This window comes from Paracoccus sp. R86501 (assembly GCF_042466435.1).
Taxonomy (GTDB): Bacteria; Pseudomonadota; Alphaproteobacteria; order Rhodobacterales; family Rhodobacteraceae; genus Paracoccus.
Genome location: NZ_JAXHPZ010000002.1, coordinates 58,489 through 82,270, shown reverse-complemented (window position 1 = coordinate 82,270; position 23,782 = coordinate 58,489). Strand labels below are relative to the sequence as shown.

The following is a 23,782-nucleotide window of genomic DNA, read 5'->3' as shown; positions in this document are numbered from 1 at the left end:
TCAATCCGCGCCGAACAGGTCGCGGGTGTAGATGCGGTCGCGAACATCGTACAGATCCTCGGTGACGCGATTGGCGACGATCACATCGGCGCGCGCCTTGAAGGCGTCCAGATCCCTGACCACGTCCGACCCGAAGAAGCTGTTGTCGGGCATGGCGGGTTCATAGACGATGACCTCCAACCCCTTGGCCTTCAGCCGCTTCATGATGCCCTGCACCGCACTTTGCCGGAAGTTGTCGGACCCGGCTTTCATCACAAGGCGATAGATGCCCACGACCCGCGGGCCCCGCGCAAGGATCGCTTCGGCGATGGTGTCCTTGCGGGTACGGTTGGCATCGACGACGGCAGCGATCAGGTTCTGTGGCACGTCCTGATAATTGGCCAGCAACTGCTTGCTGTCCTTGGGCAGGCAATAGCCGCCATAGCCGAACGACGGATTGTTGTAATGCGTGCCGATGCGCGGATCGAGGCCCACGCCCTCGATGATCTGGCGGCTGTCCAGCCCTTGGGCCATGGCATAGCTGTCCAATTCGTTGAAATAGGCGACGCGCAGCGCAAGATAGGTGTTGGCGAACAGCTTGATCGCTTCGGCTTCGGTCGATCCGGTCAGCAGGATCGGCACGCCGTCGTCCAACGCCGCCTCGGCCAGCAGGTCGGCAAAGGCGCGGCCGCGGGGGCTGTCCTCGCCTACGACGATGCGGGATGGGTGCAGATTGTCGTGCAGCGCCAGACCTTCGCGCAGGAATTCCGGGCTGAAGATGACCTGATCGGTCTGCATCTTGTCGCGCACCTGACGGGTGAAGCCCACCGGCACGGTCGATTTCACCACGATCAGCGCCTGAGGTGCCAGCCGGATGACATCCGCGATCACCGCCTCGACGCTGGAGGTGTCAAAGTAATTCGTCACCGGGTCGTAATTCGTCGGCGTGGCCACGATGACCACCTCGGCATCGCGATAGGCGACGGCAGGATCGGTGGTCGCCGTCAGGTCCAGCTTGCGATGCTTCAGATGGTCCGAGATGTCGTCGTCGACGATGGGGCATTGCCGCCCGTTCAGCATCGCCACGCGGGTTTCGTCGACGTCCAGCGCGCGAACGCTGTTGCGCTCGGCCAGCAGGACGGCATTGGACAGCCCGACATAGCCGATGCCGGCCACCGCAATTCGTTTTCCCGCCATATGTCGCCGAAGCCTCGCTGATTTGTGCCGCACCAGCTTAACAGGCGGTGCAGGCGCCGCAATGGCACCCGCATTCACCTTTCGGAGGATGGCTCAGGCCGTTTGCTTGGCCTTGGCCCGCCATGCGTGCAATGCCGGTTCGGTATAGCCCGAGGGCTGCTGCGTTCCGGTCAGGATCAACTCGCGCGCGGCATTGAAGGCGGGGCCGTCGAAGCCCGGCGCCATCGGGCGATAGGCGGGATCGCCCGCGTTCTGCGCGTCGACCTTGGCGGCCATGCGGCGCAGGGCCTCCTCGACCTGATCGCGGGTGATCAGCCCGTGTTCCAGCCAGTTGGCCAGGTATTGCGCGCTGATCCGGCAGGTGGCGCGGTCCTCCATCAGCTGCACGTCGTCGATGTCGGGCACCTTGGAACAGCCGATGCCCTGATCGACCCACCGCACGACATAGCCCAGGATCCCCTGCGCGCTGTTGTCCAATTCACGCATCACCTGACCCTGCGGGATCGGGCCGTCGGCCAGCGCAGGCGTCAGCAGCAGGTCCAGACCGGGCAGGGGCTGGTCCTTCAGTTCATCCTGACGGGCGGCGACATCGACCTGGTGATAGTGCAGCGCATGCAGGACTGCGGCGGTGGGGCTGGGCACCCATGCGGTCGTAGCACCCGATTTCGGGTGGCCGATCTTGACCTCCAGCATCTCGGCCATAGCATCGGGCTTGGCCCACATGCCCTTGCCGATCTGGCCGCGCCCCTTCATGCCCGCGGCAAGCCCGATCAGCACGTTGCGATCCTCATAGGCCTTCAGCCAGGTCGAGGTCTTCATGCCGTCGCGCCCGACAAACGGACCGGCCTGCATCGAGGTGTGGATCTCGTCGCCCGTGCGATCAAGGAAGCCGGTGTTGATGAAGACGATACGGTGCCGGATCGCGTGGATGCAGGCGGCCAGATTGGCGCTGGTGCGGCGTTCCTCGTCCATCAGGCCCAGCTTGACGGTGTTCGGCGCAAGACCCAGTACCTTTTCGACATGGGTGAAGACGGCATCGGCAAAGGCCGCCTCTTCGGGGCCGTGCATCTTGGGTTTGACGATATAGATCGCACCTTTGCGGCTGTTACCCAGACCCTGCGTGCGCTTCAGGTCGTGGATGGCACAGGCCGTGGTGACCATCGCGTCCATCAGGCCTTCGGGGGTCGGCTGGCCGTCTAGCATCACGGCGTCGGTGGTCATCAGGTGACCGACATTGCGCACCAGCAGCAGCGCGCGACCGGGCAGGGTCAGGGTGCTGCCGTCGGGGCGGCTGATCTGGCGGTCATCAGCCAGACGGCGGGTCATGGTCTTGCCGCCCTTGTCGAAGCTGTCGGTCAGATCGCCCTTCATCAGGCCCAGCCAGTTGCCATAGACGGCTACCTTGTCGGCGGCATCGACGGCGGCGACGCTGTCCTCGCAGTCCTGGATGGCGGTCAGGGCCGCCTCGACCACGATGTCACGCAGCCCGCTGGCCGAAGCCGCACCGATGGGATGATCGGGGTTCAGCACCAGTTCGACATGCAGCCCGTGATGGCGCAGGATCAGCGCGGTGTCACCGCCGTCCTTGCGCGTGCCGACGAAAGCGGAAGGATCGGCCAGCGCGACCTGCTGGCCGTCGACCGTGGCGCTCAGGCCCGTAGCATCGGCGGTATAGGCCGTGACGTTGGCATGGCTGCCCTGCGCCAAGGGGAAGCTGTCATCAAGGAATTGCACCGCCCGCGCAACGACCGCATCGCGCCGCGCCGTGTCGAACCCACCCGTGGGCACCGGCCCCATGACGTCCGATCCGTACATCGCATCGTAAAGCGATCCCCACCGCGCATTCGCCGCATTCAACGCGAAGCGGGCGTTGCTGACCGGCACGACGAGCTGCGGACCGGCGAGGGTGGCGATCTCGGGGTCGACATCGCCGTTGTCCACGGCAAAGGGCGCGGGCTCGGGTACCAGATAACCGATCTTGGTCAGGAAATCGCGATAGGCGGCGGGGTCCATCTGGGGGTTCGCCCGATGCCAGTCGTCGATCTTGCCCTGCAGATCGGCGCGGCGGTCCAACAGTGCGCGGTTCTGGTCGCCAAATTCCGCCAGCATCGCGGCATAGCCCTTCCAGAAGTCGTCCGACTGAACCCCGGTGCCCGGCAGCACCTGCGTGTCGATAAAATCTGCAAGCTGGCCGTCGATCTGAAGGCCGTGGCGATGGGTGGTGCTGGCGGTCATGCTGTTCCTCCGGATCGCGGTGGAATCGGCGGCCACCGCGTGTTGCGTCAGCCTGACATACGACAACAGGGCGCCTTTGCCAAGCATTTTGAAAAAACCTTCCATTAATGGATTTAAACTGGTCGCGGTTCGGGCAAGACGCCGTTTGACACGTCCACTGTGCGGCGGGCATCGTGGCAGAAAACCATGACACGGCAGGGCTGACCCATGATCCGCGCCCATCTGGCGACTTTTCCCCCGCGCGCGGGGATCTTGATGCAGACCGTCGCCTCGATCCTGCCGCAGGTGGACCGGCTGTGCATTTGCCTGAACGGGTATGACCGCATTCCCGACGCGCTGGCGGGCGACGACCGGATCGAAGTGCTAATCCCCGATCGGAACCTGAAGGACGCAGGCAAGTTCGCTTTTCTGCCCGACGATGATGACATCGTCTTCACCATCGACGACGACATCGTCTATCCGCCCGATTACGTCACCCGGACGGTCGCCTTCTTCAAGACGCTGCCCGCCGATCGCCATGTGTTGGGGTATCTGGGCAATGCCTGGGTAGCCAAGGATGACAGCGGCCGTCGCGGCTGGAAGAACTGGATGTTCCACAAGCGTGCACCGCATATGGTCAAGGTCAACATCCTTGGCAGCGGCACCACCTGCCAGTTGGGCCGTAACCTGCCACGGCTTGAACAGATCGAGGATGCCAAGGGCTTCGTCGATCTGCGCCACGCCCGCCTCCATACGCAGGCGGGTCGCTGGATGTGGGTCGTCCCACGCGAAAACGCCTGCCTGACCAGCATGATGACCGAGGATCTTGAGGCGACGGGCCTGTTCCATACCGTCAATCTTGCCCGCCCGCCCGAACTGGTCGCCGAACTGCGTGCCCTCATCGACGAGATCGGCCCGCATTCCGGCGAACAGCTGGCGCGACTGCGTGCTGCGGGACACCTTCCGTCGTAAATCGCCCTGCGTGTCTGTTTCCGCGACCCGAATGTCGCAAATCTGCCAAGTCGGCGCGACATCGGCTTTAACCTTGCAGGGGAATGCCACCGCCAAGCGCCTTGGGAACGATCCGCGCCATGACATACGCACCCTCGACTGCACAGCTGATTGCCGATCGCCTGCCCGACCATGCCCTGCCGCGCGACCTCTATTGCGGGCAGCAGGCCTATCGCGACGATCTGGACCTGATCTGGTACCGCGAATGGCTGTTCGCGGGACCGTCCTGCGAATTGCCCAAGGCCGGCAGTTTCACCACCCTGCAGGTGGGTGAAGCGCCGGTGGTGATCACCCGCGGCGACGATGGCCGGCTACGGGCCTTTCACAACGTCTGCCGCCACCGCGGCCAGCGCCTTTGTGCCAAGGCCAGCGGCAGCAACCCCAAGCTGGTCTGCCCCTATCACCAATGGACCTATGACCTGACGGGCAAACTGGTCTTTGCGCGCGACATGGGGCCTGATTTCGATGCCTCGAAATACGGATTGAAGCCGGTGCATTGCGTCGAACTGGCGGGGATGGTCTTCATCTGCCTTGCGCAGGTGCCGCCCCCGATCAGCGATTTCGCGCAGAACATGATGCGCTATGCCGGTCCGTCGGGACTGACGAATGCCAAGATCGCCCATTCCAGCACCATCGTCGAAAACGGCAACTGGAAGCTGGTCTTGGAAAACAACCGTGAATGCTATCACTGCGGGGGATCGCATCCGTCGCTGTGCCGCACCTATTCCGACGACCCGCTGATGACCGTGATGGAGGGGCCGAACGCTGCCAGTCCGGAAATTCTGGACCATTGGGCGCGATGCGACGCCGCCAATCTGCCGTCGCGCTTCGTCAACGACCCGCAGATGCAATGGCGCATGGCCCGCGTGCCGCTGATGGACGATCAGGAAAGCTTTACCATGTCGGGCAAGGCCGCCGTCACCCGGCGCATGGGCAGCATTCCGTGGAACGACGCGGGCAGCCTGATGCTGTACCACTTCCCGTCCAGCTGGAACCACTTCCTGCCCGATCACGCCATCGTCTTCCGGATCCTGCCGATCAGCCCGACCGAAACGCAGGTGACCACCAATTGGCTGGTCCATAAGGACGCGGTCGAGGGTGTGGATTACGACATCGAAACCCTGACCCGCGTCTGGCTGAACACCAATGACGAAGACCGTCAGGTGGTCGAGGAAAACCAGAAGGGCATCCTGTCGCCCGCCTATCAGCCCGGCCCCTATTCCCCCACGCAAGAGGCCGGCGTCATCCACTTCGTCGATTGGTACTGCGGTCTGATGTCCGCCCGCCTTGGAATGCAGCACGCCGCAGAGTGACCTGATGAAAAAACCCCGCCTGAACTGGAATGCCGAACCCTGGTCCGACGACGAGCATCTGGAATGCGTCATGGTCGTCCCCGAAACCCGCGACACGGCCACCTTCATCTTCCGTGCGCCCTCGGGGGCCTGGTTCGATTACCAGCCCGGACAGTTCGTGACGCTGGACCTGCCGGTGCCGGGTGGCAACGTGCAGCGGACCTATACGATCTCGTCCTCGCCTTCGCGGCCCTTGTCGATCTCGGTGACGGTCAAGGCGCAGGCGACGTCGATCGGGACGCGCTGGATGCTGGATCACCTGAAGCCGGGCATGCGGCTGAAGGCCTTTGGTCCGGGCGGGATCTTCAGCTTCCACCGCCATCCCGCGCAGAAATACCTGTTCATCTCGGCGGGGTCGGGGGTGACGCCGATGATGTCGATGACCACCTGGGCCTGGGATCAGGCGCAGAACGCCGACATCACCTTCGTCCATGCCGCAAGGCGCCCGTCCGACATCATCTTCCGCGAACGGCTGGAACAATTCGCCGCCCGCGTTCCGGGCGTCCAGCTGCGCTTCACCATCGAAGAGCCCGAACCATATATCACCTGGACAGGATATCAGGGCCGGTTGAACCAGTTGATGTTGGGCCTGATGGCCCCCGACTATCTTGAGCGCGAGGTCTTCTGCTGCGGTCCCGAACCCTTCATGCAAGCGGTGCGCGACATGCTGACCGCGCTTGGCTATGACATGGACCGCTATCATCAGGAAAGCTTCGGCGCGCCCATCGAAACCGAGGCCGAGGCACCGGTCATCGACGACGTCGCCCCGGACGAGGACGCCCGCGCGCAGGTCACCTTTGCCTCCAGTGGCGTCACGGCTGCCTGCGCGGAAACCGACACCGTGCTGGCGGTGGCCAAGCGGGCAGGGTTGAACATCCCCTCGGGCTGCACCTTCGGGCTGTGCGGGACCTGTAAGGTCCGCAAGACGGCGGGCGATGTGCATATGGTCCACAACGGCGGCATCAGCGACGACGACATCGCCGAGGGCTGGATCCTGGCCTGTTGTTCGAACCCGATGGGACGTGTCTCGGTCGAGGTCTAGGCGCCCGCGAATGTGAAGAGCAGACATCTGGACGCGGGCAGAACCCTGTGTCACCGAAGTGGCAGGACCTTTCGGGAACGGCCATATGGACGACCTCAAATCCGCGGGCGACCGGCTGCAGATCATTTATGACGGTGCCGATATCCGCGTCGTCATGCGCGGCGCGGAACGGTCCCGGATGCTGGTGGCGTTTTCCCATTGGGCCGCCCGCCCGCCGCACAAGCCCGTCCTGCCCACGATGGCCGCGGATTTCGGCATGGGCTATGCCTGTTTTCTGGCCAAGCGGAACCACTGGTGGCAGACCCGCGATTTTCCCGCCGCCTGCGCCGCCCTTGCGGAAAAGCTGACCCTGGATATTGCGCTGGAGGGTTTCGGTGCCTCGATGGGCGGGGCGGGGGCGATGCTGGCCGCGCAATATCTGCCGATGCAGCGCCTACTGGCAGCCGTGCCGCTGATCTATGTCGATCCGGCATGGGCCCCTTGGGAGACCCGTTTTCAGCAGGTGGTCGAGGATTGCCGTGTCATCCATCCCCTGGCGCCGGCACTGAATGCGGGAATGGTGCATCACGTGATCTACGACCCGTTCTTTGCCGCCGATACCGCGCATCTGCCGCAGGTTCGCGCGACGGGGCGCAACCTGATCCGCTGGCCGCTGCCCTTCGCCGGTCACACGCCGCTGCTGCACATGAAGGACAGTGGCAGGCTGCGCGATTTCTTCGATGCCTACTTCAGGCGGCAGGATTTTACGGCCGCGCGGGCCATCATCCGAAATTGCCGCAACGATCACGGCCAGATGGGGCTGGGCTGGCTGAAGATTCAGCGCGGACGTACGGATCCGCTGTCAGATGCAGGCTATCTGCGTGGACTGACGGCGATCGAGGCACGTTTCGGACCGAACGAAGCCCTGCTGGAGGCCAAGTTCGACGCCTGTCTGCAACTGCGCCAATACCAACAGGCCGATCAGATCATCACCCTGCTGGAGCGGGACTTTCTGGCGCAACGTCCGGCAAAGATCGCCCGCATGCGTCACCTGCTGGGCAGGGCGTGACGGCAAACGGGCGGCACCTTGCGATGCCGCCCGTCCCGTACCATTCCGATCGCGTGGCGATCAGATGAACTCGATATGCCCGGCCAGGTTCGACAGGTCGGTCATGTTCTGGAAGATGATCATGTCGCCATCGCCAAAGTCCAGCGCAGCCATGCCGTCGACCATCGTGCCGTACATGTCGATGACGTCTTCGGCGCTCATCGGGGCATCGAACAGCTTGTTGCTCAGCTGCAGGGTGTCGCTTGCGCCGCCGGTGGTGAAGTCGACGAAGGTGTCGCGTCCGCCGCCATCGTGGAAGACGAAGGTATCCGCGCCTGCACCGCCGGTCAGAATGTCGGCACCCGCGCCGCCGTCAAGGACGTCCTTGCCCTGACCGCCGTCCAGAATGTCGCCGCCGCCGCCGCCGTACAGCTTGTCGTTGCCTGCGCCGCCATCAAGACGGTCAGCTCCGTCGCCGCCGTACATCTTGTCGTTGCCTGCGCCGCCGAACAGCTTGTCGTTGCCCTGACCGCCGTACAACCAGTCATTGCCATTGCCGCCGTCGACAACGTCATTGCCGACGCCGCCGGACAGATTGTCGTTGCCGTCATTGCCGCGCACGGTGTCGTCGCCCGAACCGCCCGTGACAGTATCGCGGCCTTCGCCGCCCTCGACCAGATCGCCGCCCGGACCACCCGAGATGACGTCGTCGCCGGCGTCACCCTTCAGATGGTCGCTGCCGCCACCGCCCTGGATGACGTCATTGCCGTCGCCGCCCTTGATGGTATCGGCGCTGCCGGTGCCCGTCAGGTCGTCGTCGTTCGCAGTTCCAATAATCTCAGCCATGTCTTCCCCCATCGGAAAAAAAGAACTCTTTGAAAAGCCGGACCGACATGGACCGGCGTCCAGGGAACCCGCCCACATGGACGGGAGCATTATCGTCAGGTCAGAAATGAGATCGTTGGCGCAAGACCATCACATAAGCCGGACAAAATCTCTGCCGCAGCCCCAGACGGGTCCGTTGTAAACATTATCAATATTTCTGACTGTGTGCCGGCCCTCGGGTCGAACACCCTGACCGGAGCCCAAGGGGACCCGGTCTTGCAGGGAACAAGGTGAACAGCCTTGGGCCTCTGCATATAATATTACTAGTTAGTTAAAATTATAATGACAACGAAAAAGATGATTGCGGGACATTTAATTAAGTTGTTATTTAAATGCCCGACTATCCTTTAAGTTGTTTGAATGCGTATTCAATTAATATGTATCAATCCAGCAATTTGAATAAATAGTCGCCATAGCCTGTTTTCCCGAAAATCCGTGCGCGGACGGCCAAATCTTCGCGGGTGATCCAGCCCGATTCGAACGCGATCTCCTCGGGGCAGCCCGATTGCAGGCCTTGGCGGTTTTCCAGGGTCCGAACAAAGTTTCCGGCGTCCAGCAGGCTTTCGTGCGTGCCAGTATCCAGCCATGCAAAACCGCGGCCCATGCGGTCGACGCTCAGCTGTCCCTGATCCAGATAGGACTGCAGCAGCGAGGTGATCTCCAGCTCTCCGCGGGCCGAAGGGGTGACCTGCGCTGCGCGATCAGGCGCGGTCCCGTCCAGAAAATACAGCCCGGTGACCGCAAAGGAAGACGGCGCAACCTGCGGCTTTTCGATGATGGCTCGCACACCGCCCTGCGGATCGAAATCGATCACCCCATAGCGCTCGGGATCGCGCACGTGATAGCCGAAGACCGTCGCACCGGTCTTGCGCCGGTCCGCAGCCAGCAGCATCGGTGGCAGTCCATGCCCGAAGAAGATGTTGTCGCCCAGCACCATCGCCGAGGGTGCGCCGTCCAGAAAATCGGCCGCCAGCAGATAGGCCTGCGCCAGACCTTCGGGGCGGGGCTGCACGATATAGGTGAAGCGCAGCCCCCATTGTCCGCCATCCCCCAGCAGACGCTGGAACTGCGCCTGATCCTCGGGGGTGGTGATGATGGCGATGTCGCGGATGCCCGACAGCATCAGAACCGTGATCGGGTAATAGATCATCGGCTTGTCATAAAGCGGCAGCAGCTGCTTGGACACGGCCAGCGTGATCGGATAGAGACGCGTGCCGCTGCCTCCGGCCAGGATGATGCCCTTGCGGTCGGTCATATCTGTCTTTCACGATCAAGGATGCGGGCGACGGCCTGACGCCAGTCGGGACGCTCGATGCCGAAAGCCTGTTGTATGCGGTGACAATCCAGCCGCGAATTCAACGGGCGGCGGGCAGGGGTGGGATAATCGGATGTCGGGATCGGATCGACGCGACAGGCCAATCCCGCCTGCGCAAAGATGCTGGCCGCAAAGCCGGCCCATGACACGTCGGGCGCGCCCGACAGGTGAAAGATGCCAGTCTTGGTCGGATCGTCCCGCATGACGCCGGCCATCCGCAGCAGGGCTGCGGCGATATCGCTGGCCGGGGTTGGGCCACCGATCTGGTCATCGACGATTGCCAGACTGTCACGTTGGGCCCCCAAGGCCAGCATGGTCGTCAGGAAGTTCCGCCCATGCCGTGAAAACACCCATGACGTGCGCAGGATGGCCGACTGCCCGCCAGTTTCCATGACCGCATCTTCGCCAGCCAGCTTGGATGCACCATAGATATTTAATGGCCCGGTCGGGGCATCTTCGTCACGGGCTGCGCTGCCTTCGCCGGAAAAGACATAGTCCGATGACACATGCAGGAACGGGATCCCCCGCGCACGGCAGGCCATCGCCATGGCAGCCGGGGCATCGGCGTTGATCCGATGGGCCAGTTCCGGGTCGGATTCCGCCTGATCGACGGCGGTATAGGCAGCGGAGTTGATGACCGCTTGCGCCCCGCCGACGGCATCCGCGCAGGCCTGCGGGTCGGACAGATCGGCCTGATCGCGTCCAAGAAACCTCGCCTCGGGGGCCAAGCGGGCCAATTCGCGCGCCACCTGACCCGTGCGCCCAAAGACCAGCAGATCGCGCATCACACCGTCCCCAATCGCTGCCCGACGCCGTTCCGGTCCAGCAAAGGCAGCCACCAATCGCGGTTCTGCAGATACCATTCCACCGTCCGCCGCAGCCCCTGATCCAGCGTGACCGACGGACGCCAGCCAAGCTCGGACCGCATCCGCGTCGGATCGATCGCATAGCGCCGGTCGTGGCCGGGTCTGTCGGGCACGAAATGGATCAGTCTGGCATGCGGTGTACCACCGGGGTTCAAGGCATCCATATGCGCGCAGATCATCCGGACCAGGTCGATGTTACGAACCTCGGCCTCGCCTCCGATATTATAGCTGCGACCGGTGCGGCCCTTTTCCAGCACGGTCAGCAAAGCCTCGGCGTGATCCTCGACAAAAAGCCAGTCGCGGATGTTGCCGCCATCGCCATAAACCGGGATCGGGCGCCCTGCCAGCGCGTTCAGGATAACAACGGGGACCAGCTTTTCGGGGAAATGATAAGGCCCGTAATTGTTGGAACAATTGCTGAGAACGACGGGCAGGCCATAGGTTTCATGCCACGCCCGCACCAGATGATCCGAAGCCGCCTTGCTGGCGGAATAGGGGCTGCGCGGGTCATAGGCGGTGGTTTCGGTGAACTGCCCCGCCGGTCCCAGACTGCCGAAAACCTCATCGGTCGAGACATGGTGGAACCGGAACCCCTCCGGCCGCCCCGACGCCACCCAATAGGCACGCGCGGCCTGCAGCAGATTGAAACTGCCCATGATGTTGGTCTGCATGAAGGTGGCGGGACCGTCGATGGACCTGTCAACATGGCTTTCGGCGGCCAGATGCATCACCGCATCGGGCCGATGCTGCGCCAGAATGCGGTCCAGCGCATCGGGGTCACGGATGTCCGCCCGTTCGAAGACATAACCGGGATCGCTGGCAACCGAAGCGACATTTTCAAGGTTCGCAGCATAGGTCAGCGCATCCAGATTCACCACCTGATGCCCGCGCGCGATCGCCAGCCGCACCACGGCCGAGCCGATGAAGCCTGCGCCCCCTGTGACCAGCAGCTTCATGCCGCCTGCCAATCAAAGGGCGACTGCCAGTCGGCAAAGGACGGCGCAGCGCGATCCTTGTCGGACACGATAGGGTCGTCGATGCCCCAATCGATGCCAACCGAGTTCCATGCCACGGCACCGTCGCAGACGGGATCATAATGATCGGTGCATTTATAGACGACCTCGGTGTCATCCTGACGTGTCACGAAGCCATGCAGGAAGCCCGCCGGGATCCACAGCTGGCGCCCGTTCTCGAAACTCAGCTCTGCGCCGACCCATTGCCCCCAAGTTGGACTGCCCCGCCGCGCATCGACGGCCACGTCGAACAACGCGCCCCGCCCGCAGCGCACCAGCTTACCCTGCGCATGGGGCGGCGATTGATAATGCAGCCCGCGTAGCGTGCCCGCATGGCGCGACAGCGAATGATTGTCCTGAACGAATTCGGGCAGATGCAACCCCGCCGCGTCAAGACTGCGCCGGTTCCAGCTTTCGCTGAAGAAGCCGCGCGTATCGCCATGCCGCGCGGGCGTGATGATCACCACGCCCGGCAAGGCTGTCGTCTGGATCTGCATGATCACCTCTGGCCCGTCATGGGGATAGGGTTAGCGACCGCGACCACCTCCCGTCAATGACCGCCAGTCTGGGGTTCGTCGGGCGACGGGTCGGTGATGGTCGATGCGGGAACATGATCCACCAGCATCCAGTCCATCAACCGGCGCGAGACCTCCTCGCCAAGGGCCTTGTCCTTGCCCTCGACCTCGACCGGGATCGGCATGAAGTCCAGTTCGTCCAGAAGCGCGACGAAGCGTTCCATTGCAAGGCTGCCCTTGGTCGATTTGACGTTCTTGTGGGCCGACTTGAAGATCGCGCGTGCATCGTCACTGAACAGCGTCCAGACAAAGCCCGACATCACCTTGCGACGCAGGTCGGGCATCTGTGTCTCGGCGTCGCGCAGTGCTGTCACCGCCAGGGTCGGGACATCTTCCATGGTGGGTTCGCGCCCTTCGGCATGGACAGCCGCGGCGCGATCGCGGAACGCCTTGATCGCCAGATCCCAGAAGAAAGGCGCTTCCTCAAGATACTTGTTCAGCACATGCAAGCGCGAATTGGTGATGCGATTGTCGGCTACGGCCAATTGCAGGTGATCGCGGCACAGCGTCGGCTGCGGGTTCTTCAGCAACTCCTCCAATTCGGCGGCCAGCACGGGCTGGGGCACCTTGTCGGGATGGACAGGGATAGGTTCGCCCGGCGTCAGGTTGCGCAGCAGATGCGTCAGTTCGGACAGGTCTGGTTCGTCGCGGACAAGGAAATCATCGGGCATCGCGCGGCCCGCGATCAGCGATACGTAGCCGATGTGGGTCTGCAGACGTGGAACATGGCGGTTGCGTTGACGCGTGTCTTCCGACGCCCCGAAGGCACCGCTTTCGGAAAAATCGAAATAATGCGCGCCGGTCTTATGTGCCAGGATCGAGCCGACCGATTGATCGTGGCGGTGATCGCGGAACACCTCATGCGTGGGGCCGGTTTCATCCGGTTGATCGGTCAGGATGCGGGGGTCCTTGCAGTATTCCAGCCATTGTTCCAGAAAATCGAAGCTGGCCTGCGACGGCATGAACAGCAGCGGCCCCGCACAGATCTGCGCGGCCAGACGCTGTTCGTGGGTATCGGCGTCCATCAGCACAAAGGCATCACGCTTGGTGTAATGCCCTTGGATCTGCCAGTTCGAGATGAACCCGTGAATGAAGCGCTTGGGCGTCAGGGCGCACAGTTCGACCGCGGCGTGGGGGAAGGACGGGAACTGCTGGAAGCTGCCCGCGCCATATCGGCCCGCGTCGTTATAGATGACGATGTCGTCCGGCCCGACCTCGCGCAGTTTCTGCAAGATGATCCACGGTTTCCACAGCCAGTAGCCCGCCCCGCGTTCCTGTTCCAGAATGAAGCGGTTCTCGTCCCAGAAGGGCGTCTGCTTCAGGTCGTCCTCGGTCACGTGACGCGCACTGTCGAAGCCGACCTTCAGCGCCGAGGCGCAGTAATCATCGGCATTTCTGGCAAAGGGATCGACCCCGTTGGAATAGACCAGGAAATGCGCCTGACCGACCCTGCTGTAACCACGTCTCATAACTTACTCTCCTGACCGGGTGACAATCGGACCACCTGAGCCCTTACAACTTTGCCAGTTTCTTGTGCCGCCGCATATATTGCTTCTTGTCCGGATAGCGGGCCATCAGCCGTTCCAGAAAGGCGCGTGCTTCGTCAACCTGACCCGCCTGAACCAGCAGATCGGATTTCAGCATCACCAGCGGGGGGTGATCGTCCGCCCATTGCAGCGCCCAGTCAAGGATGGCCCCGGCCCCTTCGGTGTCGCCCAGCTGGGCCTTCATTTCGGCCAGCGCATGTTGACGGCGCCAGTTCAGCGGTGCCAGTGACAGACCGCGCTGCAGAATGCGGGCCGCATCTTCGATCCGTCCGGCATCCTGTGCGGCATCCGCCGCCAGGAAATAGACCGACGGGAATTGCAACTGCTCCTCGTCCACGATCCCTACCAGCAGATCCGCCGCGCCCGCCGCGTCGCCCGCGCGCCATTGGAACAGCCCCCGCATGGCACGAAAGATCGTCACGCCCGGGTCCAGCGCGATCGCCTGATCCATCGCGGCCAAAGCCTCGGGGTGGCGGTCCTGTTCGTGGCGCAATTCGGCCAGACGCTTATGGAACAGGGCAATCTCGGGCTTGGCCTCGATGGCACGCAGCATCAGGTCTTCGGCAAGGTCCAGATTGCCTTCGCGCAGGGCAATCATGCCGGTGAAGCTGTCGAAATGCGGCTTGATGCCCGTTGACCAGCTGCGCCGTTCCAGAATCCGCAGGATGGACCGGAAATGCCCGCGGAATTTGTAGTGGCTGCGCAGGTCCGACCGCGTGAAATCCGGCCATTCCCAGACCATCACCCGATTGGTGGGAATCATCTTGTCGAACGTCAGGATGCCCGCCTCGACCGGCGCGGTATAGAAATTGCGGATGTGATCGACAATGAATCGGTTCGGGAACAGCTGTTCGATATGGGTATCCGTGACCCAGAAATTGCCGTCGTGATAATCGCCCTGACTGCGCAAAAGGCCCGCAAGGGCGTTGATCTCGCCCTCGACCGGTTCGTGCCAGAACGCCGAGGTGATCTGCTCCATTGCCTCGGACTTACGGCCCAGCATCAGCAGGGCCAGCCCGTGATACAGCACGATCTGCGCATAGCTGCGCTGGAATGTGACAAAGCCCCGGTCCACGGCCGGGCGCAGATCGCAGATGGCCTGATACCGGCCATCGAAGAACATCTCACGGAAGGCCATGGCATAGATGAAGGCGATGTTCAGACCGTCCTCGATATGCTGGCGGGCCAGATCGACGAATTCCGCGCGGCGTCCGGTGCTGGTCAGATGTTCGCAGGCATAGACCAGATATTGGCCGATCTCGCCTTCGTTAGCGAACAACTGTGGTTGGTCCTTCAAGCGGCTGGCCAGCAAATCCAGCGCATCGTGACGGGCATCCGGAGTGATCTGGGATTCAACATCGCGGAAATCACCACCGCCGATAGTCTTGGCGGTCGAACTGAAGGCCGATGACGGCGGCGCCACGATCAGGTCCGACAACGCCATGGCGAACAGTTCCAGCGCATCGCGCTGCAGATCGGTCAGGGCGCTGGTGTCGGCGATCTTCGAGAATGTCAGCAGACCCGGGAACATGCCGGTATAGCGGTCCAGCACGCTTTGATTGTCGCTGAACAGGACGGTCCGGGCACCGCCACCTTCATCGTCAACGTCCAGATTGGCGCGAATATGCGCCTCGAAGAATTCGTCGGGGACGAATTTGTTCGGCCAGGCGCGGTTCATGGCCCGCAGGTCGCTGGTCAGATCGCCGCGCCGGATGTGATAGGCAACGGTCCGCCGCCCGTCATCACGCAGCTTGGCGCGCAAGTCCCGCAGGTGCCGGGCCAGAACCGGGTTCAGCGGCAGGCTGTCCACGACCTGCCGGAAGGTGCGGTTGACCTCGGCTTCATCCTCGAAGGGCATCTTCAGGACATCGAAGGGCGGGTCCAGCAGGACGTGCATGCCGCCGCGCAGGTTGTCCATGAACTGGTCGTGCGTTGCGCTTTGGATGACGGTGCCGATGGCCGTCGCATTGCGCTTCATGTCCTGATAGGTCGGCTTGTCGATGAAATGGTCGCGGACGAAATCCTTGTCGAACAGCTCGGTCCCGTCACCAAGCCCGTCGCTGTCGCGCCAATGGACCACGAAGGGCAGATCGAAGCTGCGTGCGAACCGCATGGTGTTCAGCAGCGCGATCAGCCGCCCCCCCATCCGGTCGGCACGAAAGGCGATCAGTTTGCCGTGCGCATCCGCCATCGCCATCAACCCGCGCGGTTTTCAAGAAACCATTGATAGGTTTCCGCGACACCGCGTTCCAGATCGACCTGCGGCTTCCACCCCATCGCCATCAGCTTGTCCGAGGACATCAGCTTGCGCATCGTGCCGTCAGGGCGCGTCAGGTCGTTTTCGATGCGACCTTGATATCCCGTCACACGGGCCACCAGCTGCGCCAGTTCGCCGATGGCGATATCGGTGCCGCTGCCGACGTTCAGATGCGACAGCATCGGATCGGTATGGACCTGATAGGTCTGGCGATCCATATCAAAGACGAACAGCGAGGCGCGCGCCATATCGTTGACATGCAGGAATTCGCGGCGCGGCGTGCCCGTGCCCCACATGACGACCTGATCCAGCCCATCGCGCGCGGCTTCGTGGAAACGGCGGATCAGGGCCGGCATGACATGGCTGTTTTCAGGATCGAAATTATCGCCCGGACCATAGAGGTTCGAGGGCATGACGGACCGGAAATCGGTACCATATTGCCTGTTGTAGCTTTCGCACAGCTTGATCCCCGCGATCTTGGCGATCGCATAGGGCTCGTTTGTCGGTTCCAGAATGCCGGTCAGCAGGGCGTCTTCGCGGATGGGCTGCGGCGCCTCGCGCGGATAGATGCAGCTAGAGCCCAGCTGCAGCAAGCGCGTCACCCCGGCGGCATAGGCCTCGTGGATGACATTGCATTCGATCATCAGGTTCTTGTGGATGAATTCGGCCGGATAGGTGTTGTTGGCATGGATGCCGCCGACCTTGGCCGCCGCAAGAATGACGGCATCAGGACGCGTTGACGCCATGAAGTCGCGCACCGCCGCCTGTTCGGTCAGATCCAGTTCGCCACTGGTGCGGGTGATCAGCTCCAGCGGTTCACCCGCGTCGCGCCGTGCCTGCAACTGGCGCAGGATGGCGCTGCCGACCATGCCGCGATGACCTGCCACGAAAATCCGTGTCATGTCGAACCTCAGCTTTCCTGATAGAGCGGGATGTCATAGCCATGCGTCTTCAACAGGGCATGACGACGGGCGGCCTTCAGATCTTCGGCCACCATCTCATGGCACATTTCCTGGGTGGTGATCTCGGGCGTCCAACCCAGTTTTTCGCGCGCCTTGGTGGGATCGCCCAACAGGGTCTCGACCTCGGTCGGGCGGAAATAGCGCGGATCGACCCGCACGATCACCTGACCGGCAGTGACGCCGGGGGCATCGTCACCCACGACGGAATCGACGATACCGACCTCGGCCTCGTTCTGGCCATCAAACCGCAGGGTGATGCCGACCTGCGCCGCCGACCATTCGATGAACTGGCGCACCGAATACTGAACGCCCGTCGCGATGACGAAATCTTCGGGTTCGTCCTGCTGCAGCATCATCCACTGCATCCGGACGTAATCCTTGGCGTGGCCCCAATCGCGCAGCGCATCCATGTTGCCCATGTAGAGGCAATCCTCCAACCCTTGGGCGATATTGGCGATGCCGCGGGTGATCTTGCGGGTCACGAAGGTCTCGCCGCGGCGGGGGGATTCGTGATTGAACAGGATGCCGTTGCAGGCATAGATCCCATAAGCCTCGCGATAGTTCACCGCGATCCAATAGGCGTACATCTTGGCCACCGCATAGGGCGAACGCGGATAGAAGGGCGTGGTTTCGCGCTGCGGGATTTCCTGCACCTTACCATAGAGTTCCGAGGTCGAGGCCTGATAGAACTTGGTCTTGTCTTCCAGCTTCAGAAACCGGATCGCCTCGAGGATGCGCAGGGTGCCAAGCGCATCGACGTTGGCGGTATATTCCGGGGTCTCGAAGCTGACGGCGACATGGGATTGGGCGCCGAGGTTGTAAACCTCGTCGGGGCGGACGGCCTCCATGATGCGCATGACCGAGGATGTGTCGCCCAGATCCCCATAGTGCAGGAACATCCGGGCATTTTCCGCATGCGGGTCCTGATAGATGTGGTCGATGCGCTGCGTGTTCAGCGACGATGACCGGCGCTTGATGCCATGGACTTCATAGCCCTTTTCCATCAACAGTTCCGCCAGATAGGAACCGTCCTGACCGGTGATCCCGGTGATAAGCGCCCGTTTTGTCATCGAAATACCCTCATTCGCACACACATACTCGTCATCGCGGACAAGGCTGCCCGTTCCTCCGGTTTACGTCACGTCCTGCCGGTTGTCCAAGGCCCAAGTGCACCGCTTTTGCACGATCCGCCATGTCGCCCGCATATCCTGGACAGATCATCAAACCACGACGGGGCGGTGACAACTTAAACGGCAGCAACTTGTCGCCATTGGGGCATGCGGGAAGTTCTGGGCGGGGGTCAGCCCAGAATCACCCGGTGTTCCGGCTGACCCTTGCCGCCCAGAGGCACGGCAAATGTGCAGCCATCATGGGGGCCGGGGGCGTCCAGACCCTGCGTGGCCGAGGTCGCAAACAGCGTGTCCAGCCCGACACCGCCGATGGCGGGGCATGAAACATGCGCTGCCGGCAGCATAACCGCGCGGTCGAAACGCCCCCTCGCGTCATAGCGCGCGACACGGCTTGCGCCCCATTGCGCCGACCACAGGCCGCCCTCGGCGTCCATCACCGCGCCATCAGGGTTCAGCCCTTCGGCCCGCAAGTCGATGAAGGGTTCGGGGTCGCCAAGCGGCCAGCCGTCCGCATCCAGCGCCACGCGCATAATCACGCCATTGGCCGTATCGGTGAAACAGGCTGCATCGCCCGAGGGCGCAAAGCAGATGGCATTGGTGATGGTGATATCGGTGAACAGCTGGCGCAGCTGGCCCCGGTAAAAGCGCCAGATGGACCCCGCGCCCTTTTCGGCATTCAGCCCCATCGTCCCGATCCAGAAGCCACCCTGAGGATCGGCCCGCCCGTCGTTGGAACGGGTGAGGGGGTTGTCGGCCTCCAAATCCGTCAAGGTGCTGCGGCTGCCGTCGCGCAGGTCGAACAGCATCAGCGCCCGCGACGACGCCACGATCAGCCGGTCCGCATCCACGATTCCCGCCGCCGAGACATGATCGTCGAAATCCCAATGCTGGCGCATGCCGCCTACGGGTTTGATATACATGCGTTTGGACAGGATATCGAACCACACCAGCGCATTGCGGTCTGAATGCCACAGCGCGCCTTCGCCCAAGGTACAGGGGGTGTCGTCGAAGATCATGCCGCGATCCCGTCCCATGCCGCGACCATGGCGCGGGCCTTGGCCGTCACTGCCGCCGCATCATCGCCCGGCTTGTACAGCGACGATCCGATGCCAAAGCCCGCGGCGCCCGCCTGACGCCATTCGCCCATGTTGTCCGCAGAAACGCCGCCGACGGCCCACATCGCGGTGCCTGCAGGAAGGATCGCCCGCATCGCGCGCAGCCCTTTGGGGCCGATCAATTCGCCCGGAAACAGCTTCAACCCCGAGGCGCCGGCGTTCAACGCCACGAAAGCCTCGGACGGGGTCATGATGCCCGGAAAGCTGTCCATGCCTGCCGCCCGCGTGGCCCGGATGACATCCGCGTCGCAATTGGGCGACAGCACCATCCGCCCGCCCGCATCGGACACCGACTGCACCTGCGCAGGCGTCAGCACCGTGCCCGCACCGATGGTCGCAAGCCCGCCGAAATCGCGCGCCAGAATGGCGATGCTGTCCAGCGGGTCGGGGGAATTCAGCGGCACCTCGATGCGGGTGATGCCCGCCTCGATCAGGGCATTGGCGATGGCGGGGGCTTCGGGCGGGGTCAGGCCACGCAGGATGGCGATCAGAGGGCGGGACATGGCGGGGCCTTTCGGTCAGGTTGTCTTGAAGTGCTGATATGCGGCGGCAAGACCGGCAAGGGTCGCGTCCTCGACCGACATCATGGCGGCTGGCACGCCCTGCGCCCTCAGCGCCTGTTCATAGAGCGAGGACAGCGCAGGCGCGCCGATGATGGTCACATCGCAGCCCAGCCACCAAGGCTTGGCTGCGGCCAGTTCCCATCCGATCAGCGTGCCCGACAGGCGACCGCGCGCGACCGCAGGCTCCAACCCATGCAGCAGCAATTCCGCGCGCAGCTGGAACAGACCGCCATAGCCACGCTCGGGGCGCGCCATCGCGTCGGACAGGGCGGTCATGAAGGCATCGTGGTCGCAGTCATCGCCGCCGACCGAATGGCGCAGCACCGATTGGTCGGCGATCAGGGCAAACAGTTCGCCCGTCATCAGGCTTTTGAAATTGCAGATCTCGCCTGCCGAGATGCGGACCCATTTCGTATGGGTGCCGGGCAGGCAGGCGATGCCGTCGAAATCGGGAGTCATGGCCAGCAGACCGGCGATCTGGGTTTCCTCGCCGCGCATCACGTCGGCGGGGTTGTCCTGCCGGATGCCGCAGACGATGCGCACGGGGCGGCCGCCCGGATCGCCGGGGACGGCGACCATGCGGGGCGTGGCCGCGCAGGGGACGGGGGCATAGGGTGCCTCGACCCAGCCCTGGCGCGATCCGACCATGCCGCTGGCGATGACGGGCACGGCGGGCCAGCCTGCGGTCGCCTCGGCCAGCGCGGGGCCAAAGTCATCGGGTGCCAGCACGCCCATTCCCTTGTCCAAGCTATGTCGTTCCACCACCTTGCGGCCCGACATGGCCCAGAGGCGCAGATTCGTCGTGCCCCAATCGGCGGCGATCCAGTCTATATCGGCAGTCACAGTCGCATTCCTTCAATAACGGCGACGGTCTGCGGGAAGGCAGGCGGCAGGGCAACCCCCTGCGCCATCAGCGCCGCGCCGGTCAGCGTCACCTCCCCACGGCTGATGGCCGTATGGGACGTATGGTGCCCAAGCGGCTTTTCGATCATCCGCAGCCGGTAGCGCGCCGTTGGGTCAAGCCCCGTCAGGCGCAGCGCAGGCGGCTGGACGGCGACGGGGCTTTCCAAGGTCGCCGCAAAGATCACCAGCCGCGACCCATCCGCCGCCATCTGCATCTCGGCCAACGCGCCATCGGGACGGTCCAGCCGCCAGATGTCGCCCGCCAGCATCCAGTCGCGGTTGGCCTTCCACCACGTCGTGACGCGGGTCAGGGTTTCGGCCTCGGGCTCGGTCAATTCGCGCGGGTCCATCTCGAAACCCAGATGGCGTTGGGCGGCGGTCCAGGCGCGCAGCGCCATCGGCAGCACCCTTCCCGAGGTGTGGCAGTCGCGCGGCCCCACGTGGCTGCCGGTGGCCACCGCTGGCAGGAAGGCCGCCGCCTGATGCTGGATGCGCAGACGTTCCAGCGCATCGTTGCTGTCGGACAGCCAGACGCGCGGACAGCGGGTCAGAATGCCCGCATCGATACGCCCGCCGCCCGAGGCGCAGCTCTCGATCTCGACCGCCGGATGGGCCGCGCGCAAACGGTCCAGCAGGTCATAGACGCCGCGCGTCTGACCCGCATCGGGGAAGGGCGTCAGGCGGTTGTGGTCCCATTTGACGTAATCGATGTCCCAATCGCGCAGGATCGCGTCCAGCCGCGTGAACAGATGGTCGCGCACATCCGTCCGCGTCATGTCCAGATGCAGCTGGTTGCGGCCCCTGATCTGGTCGGCAGGACCCAGCACCCAATCGGGATGGGCGCGGAACAGGTCGCTGTCCTCGTTGATCATCTCGGGCTCGACCCACAGACCAAAGCGCATGCCCAGTTCCTGCACGCGGTCGATCAGCGGCTGGAAGCCATGCGGATGCTTGCGCGGGTCGATTTGCCAGTCGCCAAGCGAGGTGGTGTCATCGTCGCGCCGCCCGAACCAGCCATCGTCCAGTACGAAACGCTCGGCCCCAAGGGCCGCTGCGCGGGCGGCGATTTCGGACAGTTCCTCGGCATAGTGGCGGAAATAGATCGCCTCCCACCCGTTGTAATGGACGGGGCGGGGTTGGCGTGCATGGGGCAGTCGGTCGCGGATGGCACGCTGGAAGGGAATGGATACGCTGTTCAGACCGGCATCGCCGCGCGCCAGCAGCATCTCGGCGCTGTCGAAACGGGTGGCGGCGGCGCGTTCGGACCCCGAGGCGTGGCCCAGCTGGATCTGCCGGCGACCCTCGGGCAACGCCTCGACCACCATGCGGTGACCGCCGGACCAGCCGTAGTGCAGGGCCATCACCTCGCCGCGCATATGGGTTGTGCCAGCGGTTGCCAGCCACAGATGTGGCGGGTTTTCATGCCCCGACCGGCCGGTGCGGGCATCGCGGATACGTCCGCCGTGGTCCAGATCGCTGGTCACGGGCTGGAATTCGCGCGTCCACCGTCCGGCCAATTCGGTCAGCTGATCCATATGCGGCGGAACGGGCAGGGCTGCGGCGGCCATCCAATGCAGACGGATGGGGCGATCGGCGGTCAGGCTGGCGGTTATGGCGACCAGACCGTGCGGTTGCGGTCGGATGCGGTGGGTCAGTGTCAGGCCGTCGGCGGCGTGAACCAGCGTCAGGCCATCATCCTGATCGGCGGATTGCAGCGCCCATGCCGGTTCCAAGGGGGTGCCGTCAGTGTCATAGGCGACCAGCCCCGGCTGACCCGGGAAACTGCGCCGTGCCTCGGGCAGCAGGGACAAGGGCGGCAGCTGGTCCAGCATCCCGCCGGTGATGCCGCCTGTGCCAGCCGCGACCAGATCGGCCAGACCCTGATCGGCGGGCAGGGGCGCACCCCAATAATGGCAGCATGCCATCCCACCATCGCTGCCCAGAACCAATGTCTGGGCGTTGGTGTCGATGCGCCAGAACCTCATTTCACCGCGCCCAAGGTGAGACCGGCGATGAAGTGCCGCTGCATCAGGAAGAACATCAGGACCGGAGGCATCGCCGCCAGAATCGACCCCGCAGACACCAGATGCCATGCCGCGACCCATTGGCCGTTCAGGCTGTTCAGGCCCGCCGTGATGGGCTGCGTTTCAGCTCCGGTGGTCAGCACCATCGCCCAGAAATAATCGTTCCAGATGAAGGTGAAGACCAGCACCGACAGCGCCGCGATGGCCGGGCGGACCAGCGGCAGAACGATATGCCAGAAGATCTGCCATTCGTTCACGCCCTCGACACGGGCCGCCTCGATCAATTCGCGCGGCAGGGCCTTGATGAAGTTGCGCATGAACAGCGTGCAGAACCCCGTCTGGAAGGCGATGTGGAACAGCGCCAGACCGGTGACGGTGTTATAAAGGCCCATGTTCACCGTCAGGTCGCGCACCGGCACCATCAGGATCTGGAAGGGCACGAAATTGCCCGCCACGAACATGAAGAACACCACCAGCGACAGCCGGAACTTATAGACGGCCAGCGCATAGCCTGTCAGGCAGGACAGCCCGACCGCGCCGATCACCGTGGGGATGGTGATGCGGAAACTGTTCAGCAGGTATTGCGCGATGGGTGAATTGCGGAAGACATCGATGTAATTTTCATACGCAATCCGCGATGGCATGCCGAAGTAGTTGCCCGCCGCCAGATCGCCGGATGGCCGCAGCGATGTCAGCGCCACCCCCAGCAAGGGCAGCAGCCACAGGATCAGCATGATCGGCAGCGCGATCTTGTAGCCGCGCTGGAAGCCGGGGGACATGGTTTGGATGGGACGCGGGAACATTG

General features: G+C 63.4%; 20 protein-coding genes. 4 read left to right on the top strand and 16 right to left on the bottom strand.

Translation table 11 applies throughout. The annotated features are described in order from the left end of the window. Both SJY40_RS15345 and SJY40_RS15340 read right to left on the bottom strand, forming a co-directional pair. Entirely contained in the window at positions 1-1,176 is a 1,176-nt protein-coding gene (locus tag SJY40_RS15345) for a nucleotide sugar dehydrogenase (protein ID WP_378948691.1), read from the bottom strand. A gap of 93 nt (positions 1,177-1,269) precedes the next feature. Next, positions 1,270-3,411 (bottom strand): malate synthase G, encoded by a 2,142-nt coding sequence (locus SJY40_RS15340; RefSeq protein ID WP_378948687.1) that lies wholly within the window; start codon positions 3,409-3,411, stop codon positions 1,270-1,272. A 207-nt stretch (positions 3,412-3,618) separates the two neighbouring features. Between SJY40_RS15340 and SJY40_RS15335 the strand changes: the two genes are divergently transcribed. The 4 genes from SJY40_RS15335 to SJY40_RS15320 all read left to right on the top strand — a co-directional run bounded on the left by SJY40_RS15335 (position 3,619) and on the right by SJY40_RS15320 (position 7,843). Continuing rightward, positions 3,619-4,362, top strand: coding sequence for a hypothetical protein (locus tag SJY40_RS15335; RefSeq protein ID WP_378948684.1), 744 nt, complete (start codon positions 3,619-3,621; stop codon positions 4,360-4,362). Positions 4,363-4,481: 119 nt separating this feature from the next. Beyond that, positions 4,482-5,714 (top strand): aromatic ring-hydroxylating dioxygenase subunit alpha, encoded by a 1,233-nt coding sequence (locus tag SJY40_RS15330; protein WP_378948681.1) that lies wholly within the window; start codon positions 4,482-4,484, stop codon positions 5,712-5,714. Positions 5,715-5,718: 4 nt separating this feature from the next. After that, the gene (locus SJY40_RS15325; protein ID WP_378948678.1) at positions 5,719-6,795 is read left to right on the top strand and encodes a 2Fe-2S iron-sulfur cluster-binding protein; all 1,077 of its coding nucleotides are present in this window, start codon (positions 5,719-5,721) and stop codon (positions 6,793-6,795) included. Positions 6,796-6,880: 85 nt separating this feature from the next. Beyond that, a complete protein-coding gene (locus SJY40_RS15320; RefSeq protein ID WP_378948675.1) occupies positions 6,881-7,843 on the top strand; it encodes a hypothetical protein in 963 nt (320 codons plus the stop codon). A 60-nt stretch (positions 7,844-7,903) separates the two neighbouring features. Here the strand turns inward: SJY40_RS15320 and SJY40_RS15315 are convergent, their stop codons facing one another. From SJY40_RS15315 to SJY40_RS15250, 14 genes are all read right to left on the bottom strand, one after another. Continuing rightward, positions 7,904-8,668, bottom strand: coding sequence for a calcium-binding protein (locus SJY40_RS15315; protein WP_378948672.1), 765 nt, complete (start codon positions 8,666-8,668; stop codon positions 7,904-7,906). Positions 8,669-9,089: 421 nt separating this feature from the next. Next, complete coding sequence (rfbA, locus tag SJY40_RS15310) at positions 9,090-9,962, bottom strand: glucose-1-phosphate thymidylyltransferase RfbA (protein WP_378948669.1); 873 nt, start codon at positions 9,960-9,962, stop codon at positions 9,090-9,092. After that, complete coding sequence (rfbD, locus tag SJY40_RS15305) at positions 9,959-10,807, bottom strand: dTDP-4-dehydrorhamnose reductase (protein WP_378948666.1); 849 nt, start codon at positions 10,805-10,807, stop codon at positions 9,959-9,961. Before rfbD ends, rfbA begins: the two co-directional genes overlap by 4 nt. Next, positions 10,807-11,844, bottom strand: a complete 1,038-nt coding sequence (gene rfbB, locus SJY40_RS15300) for a dTDP-glucose 4,6-dehydratase (protein ID WP_378948663.1) — start codon at positions 11,842-11,844, stop codon at positions 10,807-10,809. Before rfbB ends, rfbD begins: the two co-directional genes overlap by 1 nt. Further along, the gene (gene rfbC, locus SJY40_RS15295) at positions 11,841-12,398 is read right to left on the bottom strand and encodes a dTDP-4-dehydrorhamnose 3,5-epimerase (RefSeq protein WP_378948661.1); all 558 of its coding nucleotides are present in this window, start codon (positions 12,396-12,398) and stop codon (positions 11,841-11,843) included. Before rfbC ends, rfbB begins: the two co-directional genes overlap by 4 nt. A 53-nt stretch (positions 12,399-12,451) precedes the next feature. Then, complete coding sequence (locus SJY40_RS15290) at positions 12,452-13,945, bottom strand: hypothetical protein (protein ID WP_378948658.1); 1,494 nt, start codon at positions 13,943-13,945, stop codon at positions 12,452-12,454. A 43-nt stretch (positions 13,946-13,988) separates the two neighbouring features. Beyond that, positions 13,989-16,214 carry a tetratricopeptide repeat protein gene (locus SJY40_RS15285; RefSeq protein WP_378948655.1) on the bottom strand — a complete coding sequence of 742 codons (2,226 nt, stop codon included), beginning with the start codon at positions 16,212-16,214 and terminating at the stop codon, positions 13,989-13,991. Positions 16,215-16,219: 5 nt separating this feature from the next. Next, a complete protein-coding gene (locus tag SJY40_RS15280; protein ID WP_378948652.1) occupies positions 16,220-17,182 on the bottom strand; it encodes a GDP-L-fucose synthase family protein in 963 nt (320 codons plus the stop codon). An 8-nt stretch (positions 17,183-17,190) separates the two neighbouring features. Next, positions 17,191-18,312, bottom strand: a complete 1,122-nt coding sequence (gmd, locus tag SJY40_RS15275; RefSeq protein ID WP_378948649.1) for a GDP-mannose 4,6-dehydratase — start codon at positions 18,310-18,312, stop codon at positions 17,191-17,193. 230 nt (positions 18,313-18,542) lie between these two features. Beyond that, positions 18,543-19,406 carry an SMP-30/gluconolactonase/LRE family protein gene (locus SJY40_RS15270; RefSeq protein ID WP_378948646.1) on the bottom strand — a complete coding sequence of 288 codons (864 nt, stop codon included), beginning with the start codon at positions 19,404-19,406 and terminating at the stop codon, positions 18,543-18,545. Continuing rightward, positions 19,385-19,990: a 2-dehydro-3-deoxy-6-phosphogalactonate aldolase gene (locus SJY40_RS15265; RefSeq protein WP_378948643.1), complete on the bottom strand. Its 606-nt coding sequence runs from the start codon at positions 19,988-19,990 to the stop codon at positions 19,385-19,387. Before SJY40_RS15265 ends, SJY40_RS15270 begins: the two co-directional genes overlap by 22 nt. Positions 19,991-20,005: 15 nt before the next feature. Next, the gene (locus SJY40_RS15260; protein WP_378948640.1) at positions 20,006-20,893 is read right to left on the bottom strand and encodes a 2-dehydro-3-deoxygalactonokinase; all 888 of its coding nucleotides are present in this window, start codon (positions 20,891-20,893) and stop codon (positions 20,006-20,008) included. Continuing rightward, positions 20,890-22,938, bottom strand: coding sequence for an alpha-galactosidase (locus tag SJY40_RS15255; RefSeq protein WP_378948637.1), 2,049 nt, complete (start codon positions 22,936-22,938; stop codon positions 20,890-20,892). Before SJY40_RS15255 ends, SJY40_RS15260 begins: the two co-directional genes overlap by 4 nt. Continuing rightward, positions 22,935-23,780 (bottom strand): carbohydrate ABC transporter permease, encoded by an 846-nt coding sequence (locus tag SJY40_RS15250; protein WP_378948634.1) that lies wholly within the window; start codon positions 23,778-23,780, stop codon positions 22,935-22,937. Before SJY40_RS15250 ends, SJY40_RS15255 begins: the two co-directional genes overlap by 4 nt. Positions 23,781-23,782: the final 2 nt, after the last annotated feature.

Coding starts and splice junctions, on each gene's coding strand:
- SJY40_RS15255 (WP_378948637.1), bottom strand. CDS start 22,938: ATGAGGTTCTGGCGCATCGACACCAACGCCCAGACATTGGTTCTGGGC.
- rfbB (WP_378948663.1), bottom strand. CDS start 11,844: ATGAAGCTGCTGGTCACAGGGGGCGCAGGCTTCATCGGCTCGGCCGTG.
- SJY40_RS15325 (WP_378948678.1), top strand. CDS start 5,719: ATGAAAAAACCCCGCCTGAACTGGAATGCCGAACCCTGGTCCGACGAC.
- gmd (WP_378948649.1), bottom strand. CDS start 18,312: ATGACAAAACGGGCGCTTATCACCGGGATCACCGGTCAGGACGGTTCC.
- SJY40_RS15335 (WP_378948684.1), top strand. CDS start 3,619: ATGATCCGCGCCCATCTGGCGACTTTTCCCCCGCGCGCGGGGATCTTG.
- rfbC (WP_378948661.1), bottom strand. CDS start 12,398: ATGCAGATCCAGACGACAGCCTTGCCGGGCGTGGTGATCATCACGCCC.
- SJY40_RS15340 (WP_378948687.1), bottom strand. CDS start 3,411: ATGACCGCCAGCACCACCCATCGCCACGGCCTTCAGATCGACGGCCAG.
- SJY40_RS15280 (WP_378948652.1), bottom strand. CDS start 17,182: ATGACACGGATTTTCGTGGCAGGTCATCGCGGCATGGTCGGCAGCGCC.
- SJY40_RS15330 (WP_378948681.1), top strand. CDS start 4,482: ATGACATACGCACCCTCGACTGCACAGCTGATTGCCGATCGCCTGCCC.
- SJY40_RS15250 (WP_378948634.1), bottom strand. CDS start 23,780: ATGTTCCCGCGTCCCATCCAAACCATGTCCCCCGGCTTCCAGCGCGGC.
- rfbA (WP_378948669.1), bottom strand. CDS start 9,962: ATGACCGACCGCAAGGGCATCATCCTGGCCGGAGGCAGCGGCACGCGT.
- SJY40_RS15270 (WP_378948646.1), bottom strand. CDS start 19,406: ATGGGACGGGATCGCGGCATGATCTTCGACGACACCCCCTGTACCTTG.
- SJY40_RS15265 (WP_378948643.1), bottom strand. CDS start 19,990: ATGTCCCGCCCTCTGATCGCCATCCTGCGTGGCCTGACCCCGCCCGAA.
- SJY40_RS15290 (WP_378948658.1), bottom strand. CDS start 13,945: ATGAGACGTGGTTACAGCAGGGTCGGTCAGGCGCATTTCCTGGTCTAT.
- SJY40_RS15315 (WP_378948672.1), bottom strand. CDS start 8,668: ATGGCTGAGATTATTGGAACTGCGAACGACGACGACCTGACGGGCACC.
- SJY40_RS15345 (WP_378948691.1), bottom strand. CDS start 1,176: ATGGCGGGAAAACGAATTGCGGTGGCCGGCATCGGCTATGTCGGGCTG.
- rfbD (WP_378948666.1), bottom strand. CDS start 10,807: ATGCGCGATCTGCTGGTCTTTGGGCGCACGGGTCAGGTGGCGCGCGAA.
- SJY40_RS15285 (WP_378948655.1), bottom strand. CDS start 16,214: ATGGCGGATGCGCACGGCAAACTGATCGCCTTTCGTGCCGACCGGATG.
- SJY40_RS15320 (WP_378948675.1), top strand. CDS start 6,881: ATGGACGACCTCAAATCCGCGGGCGACCGGCTGCAGATCATTTATGAC.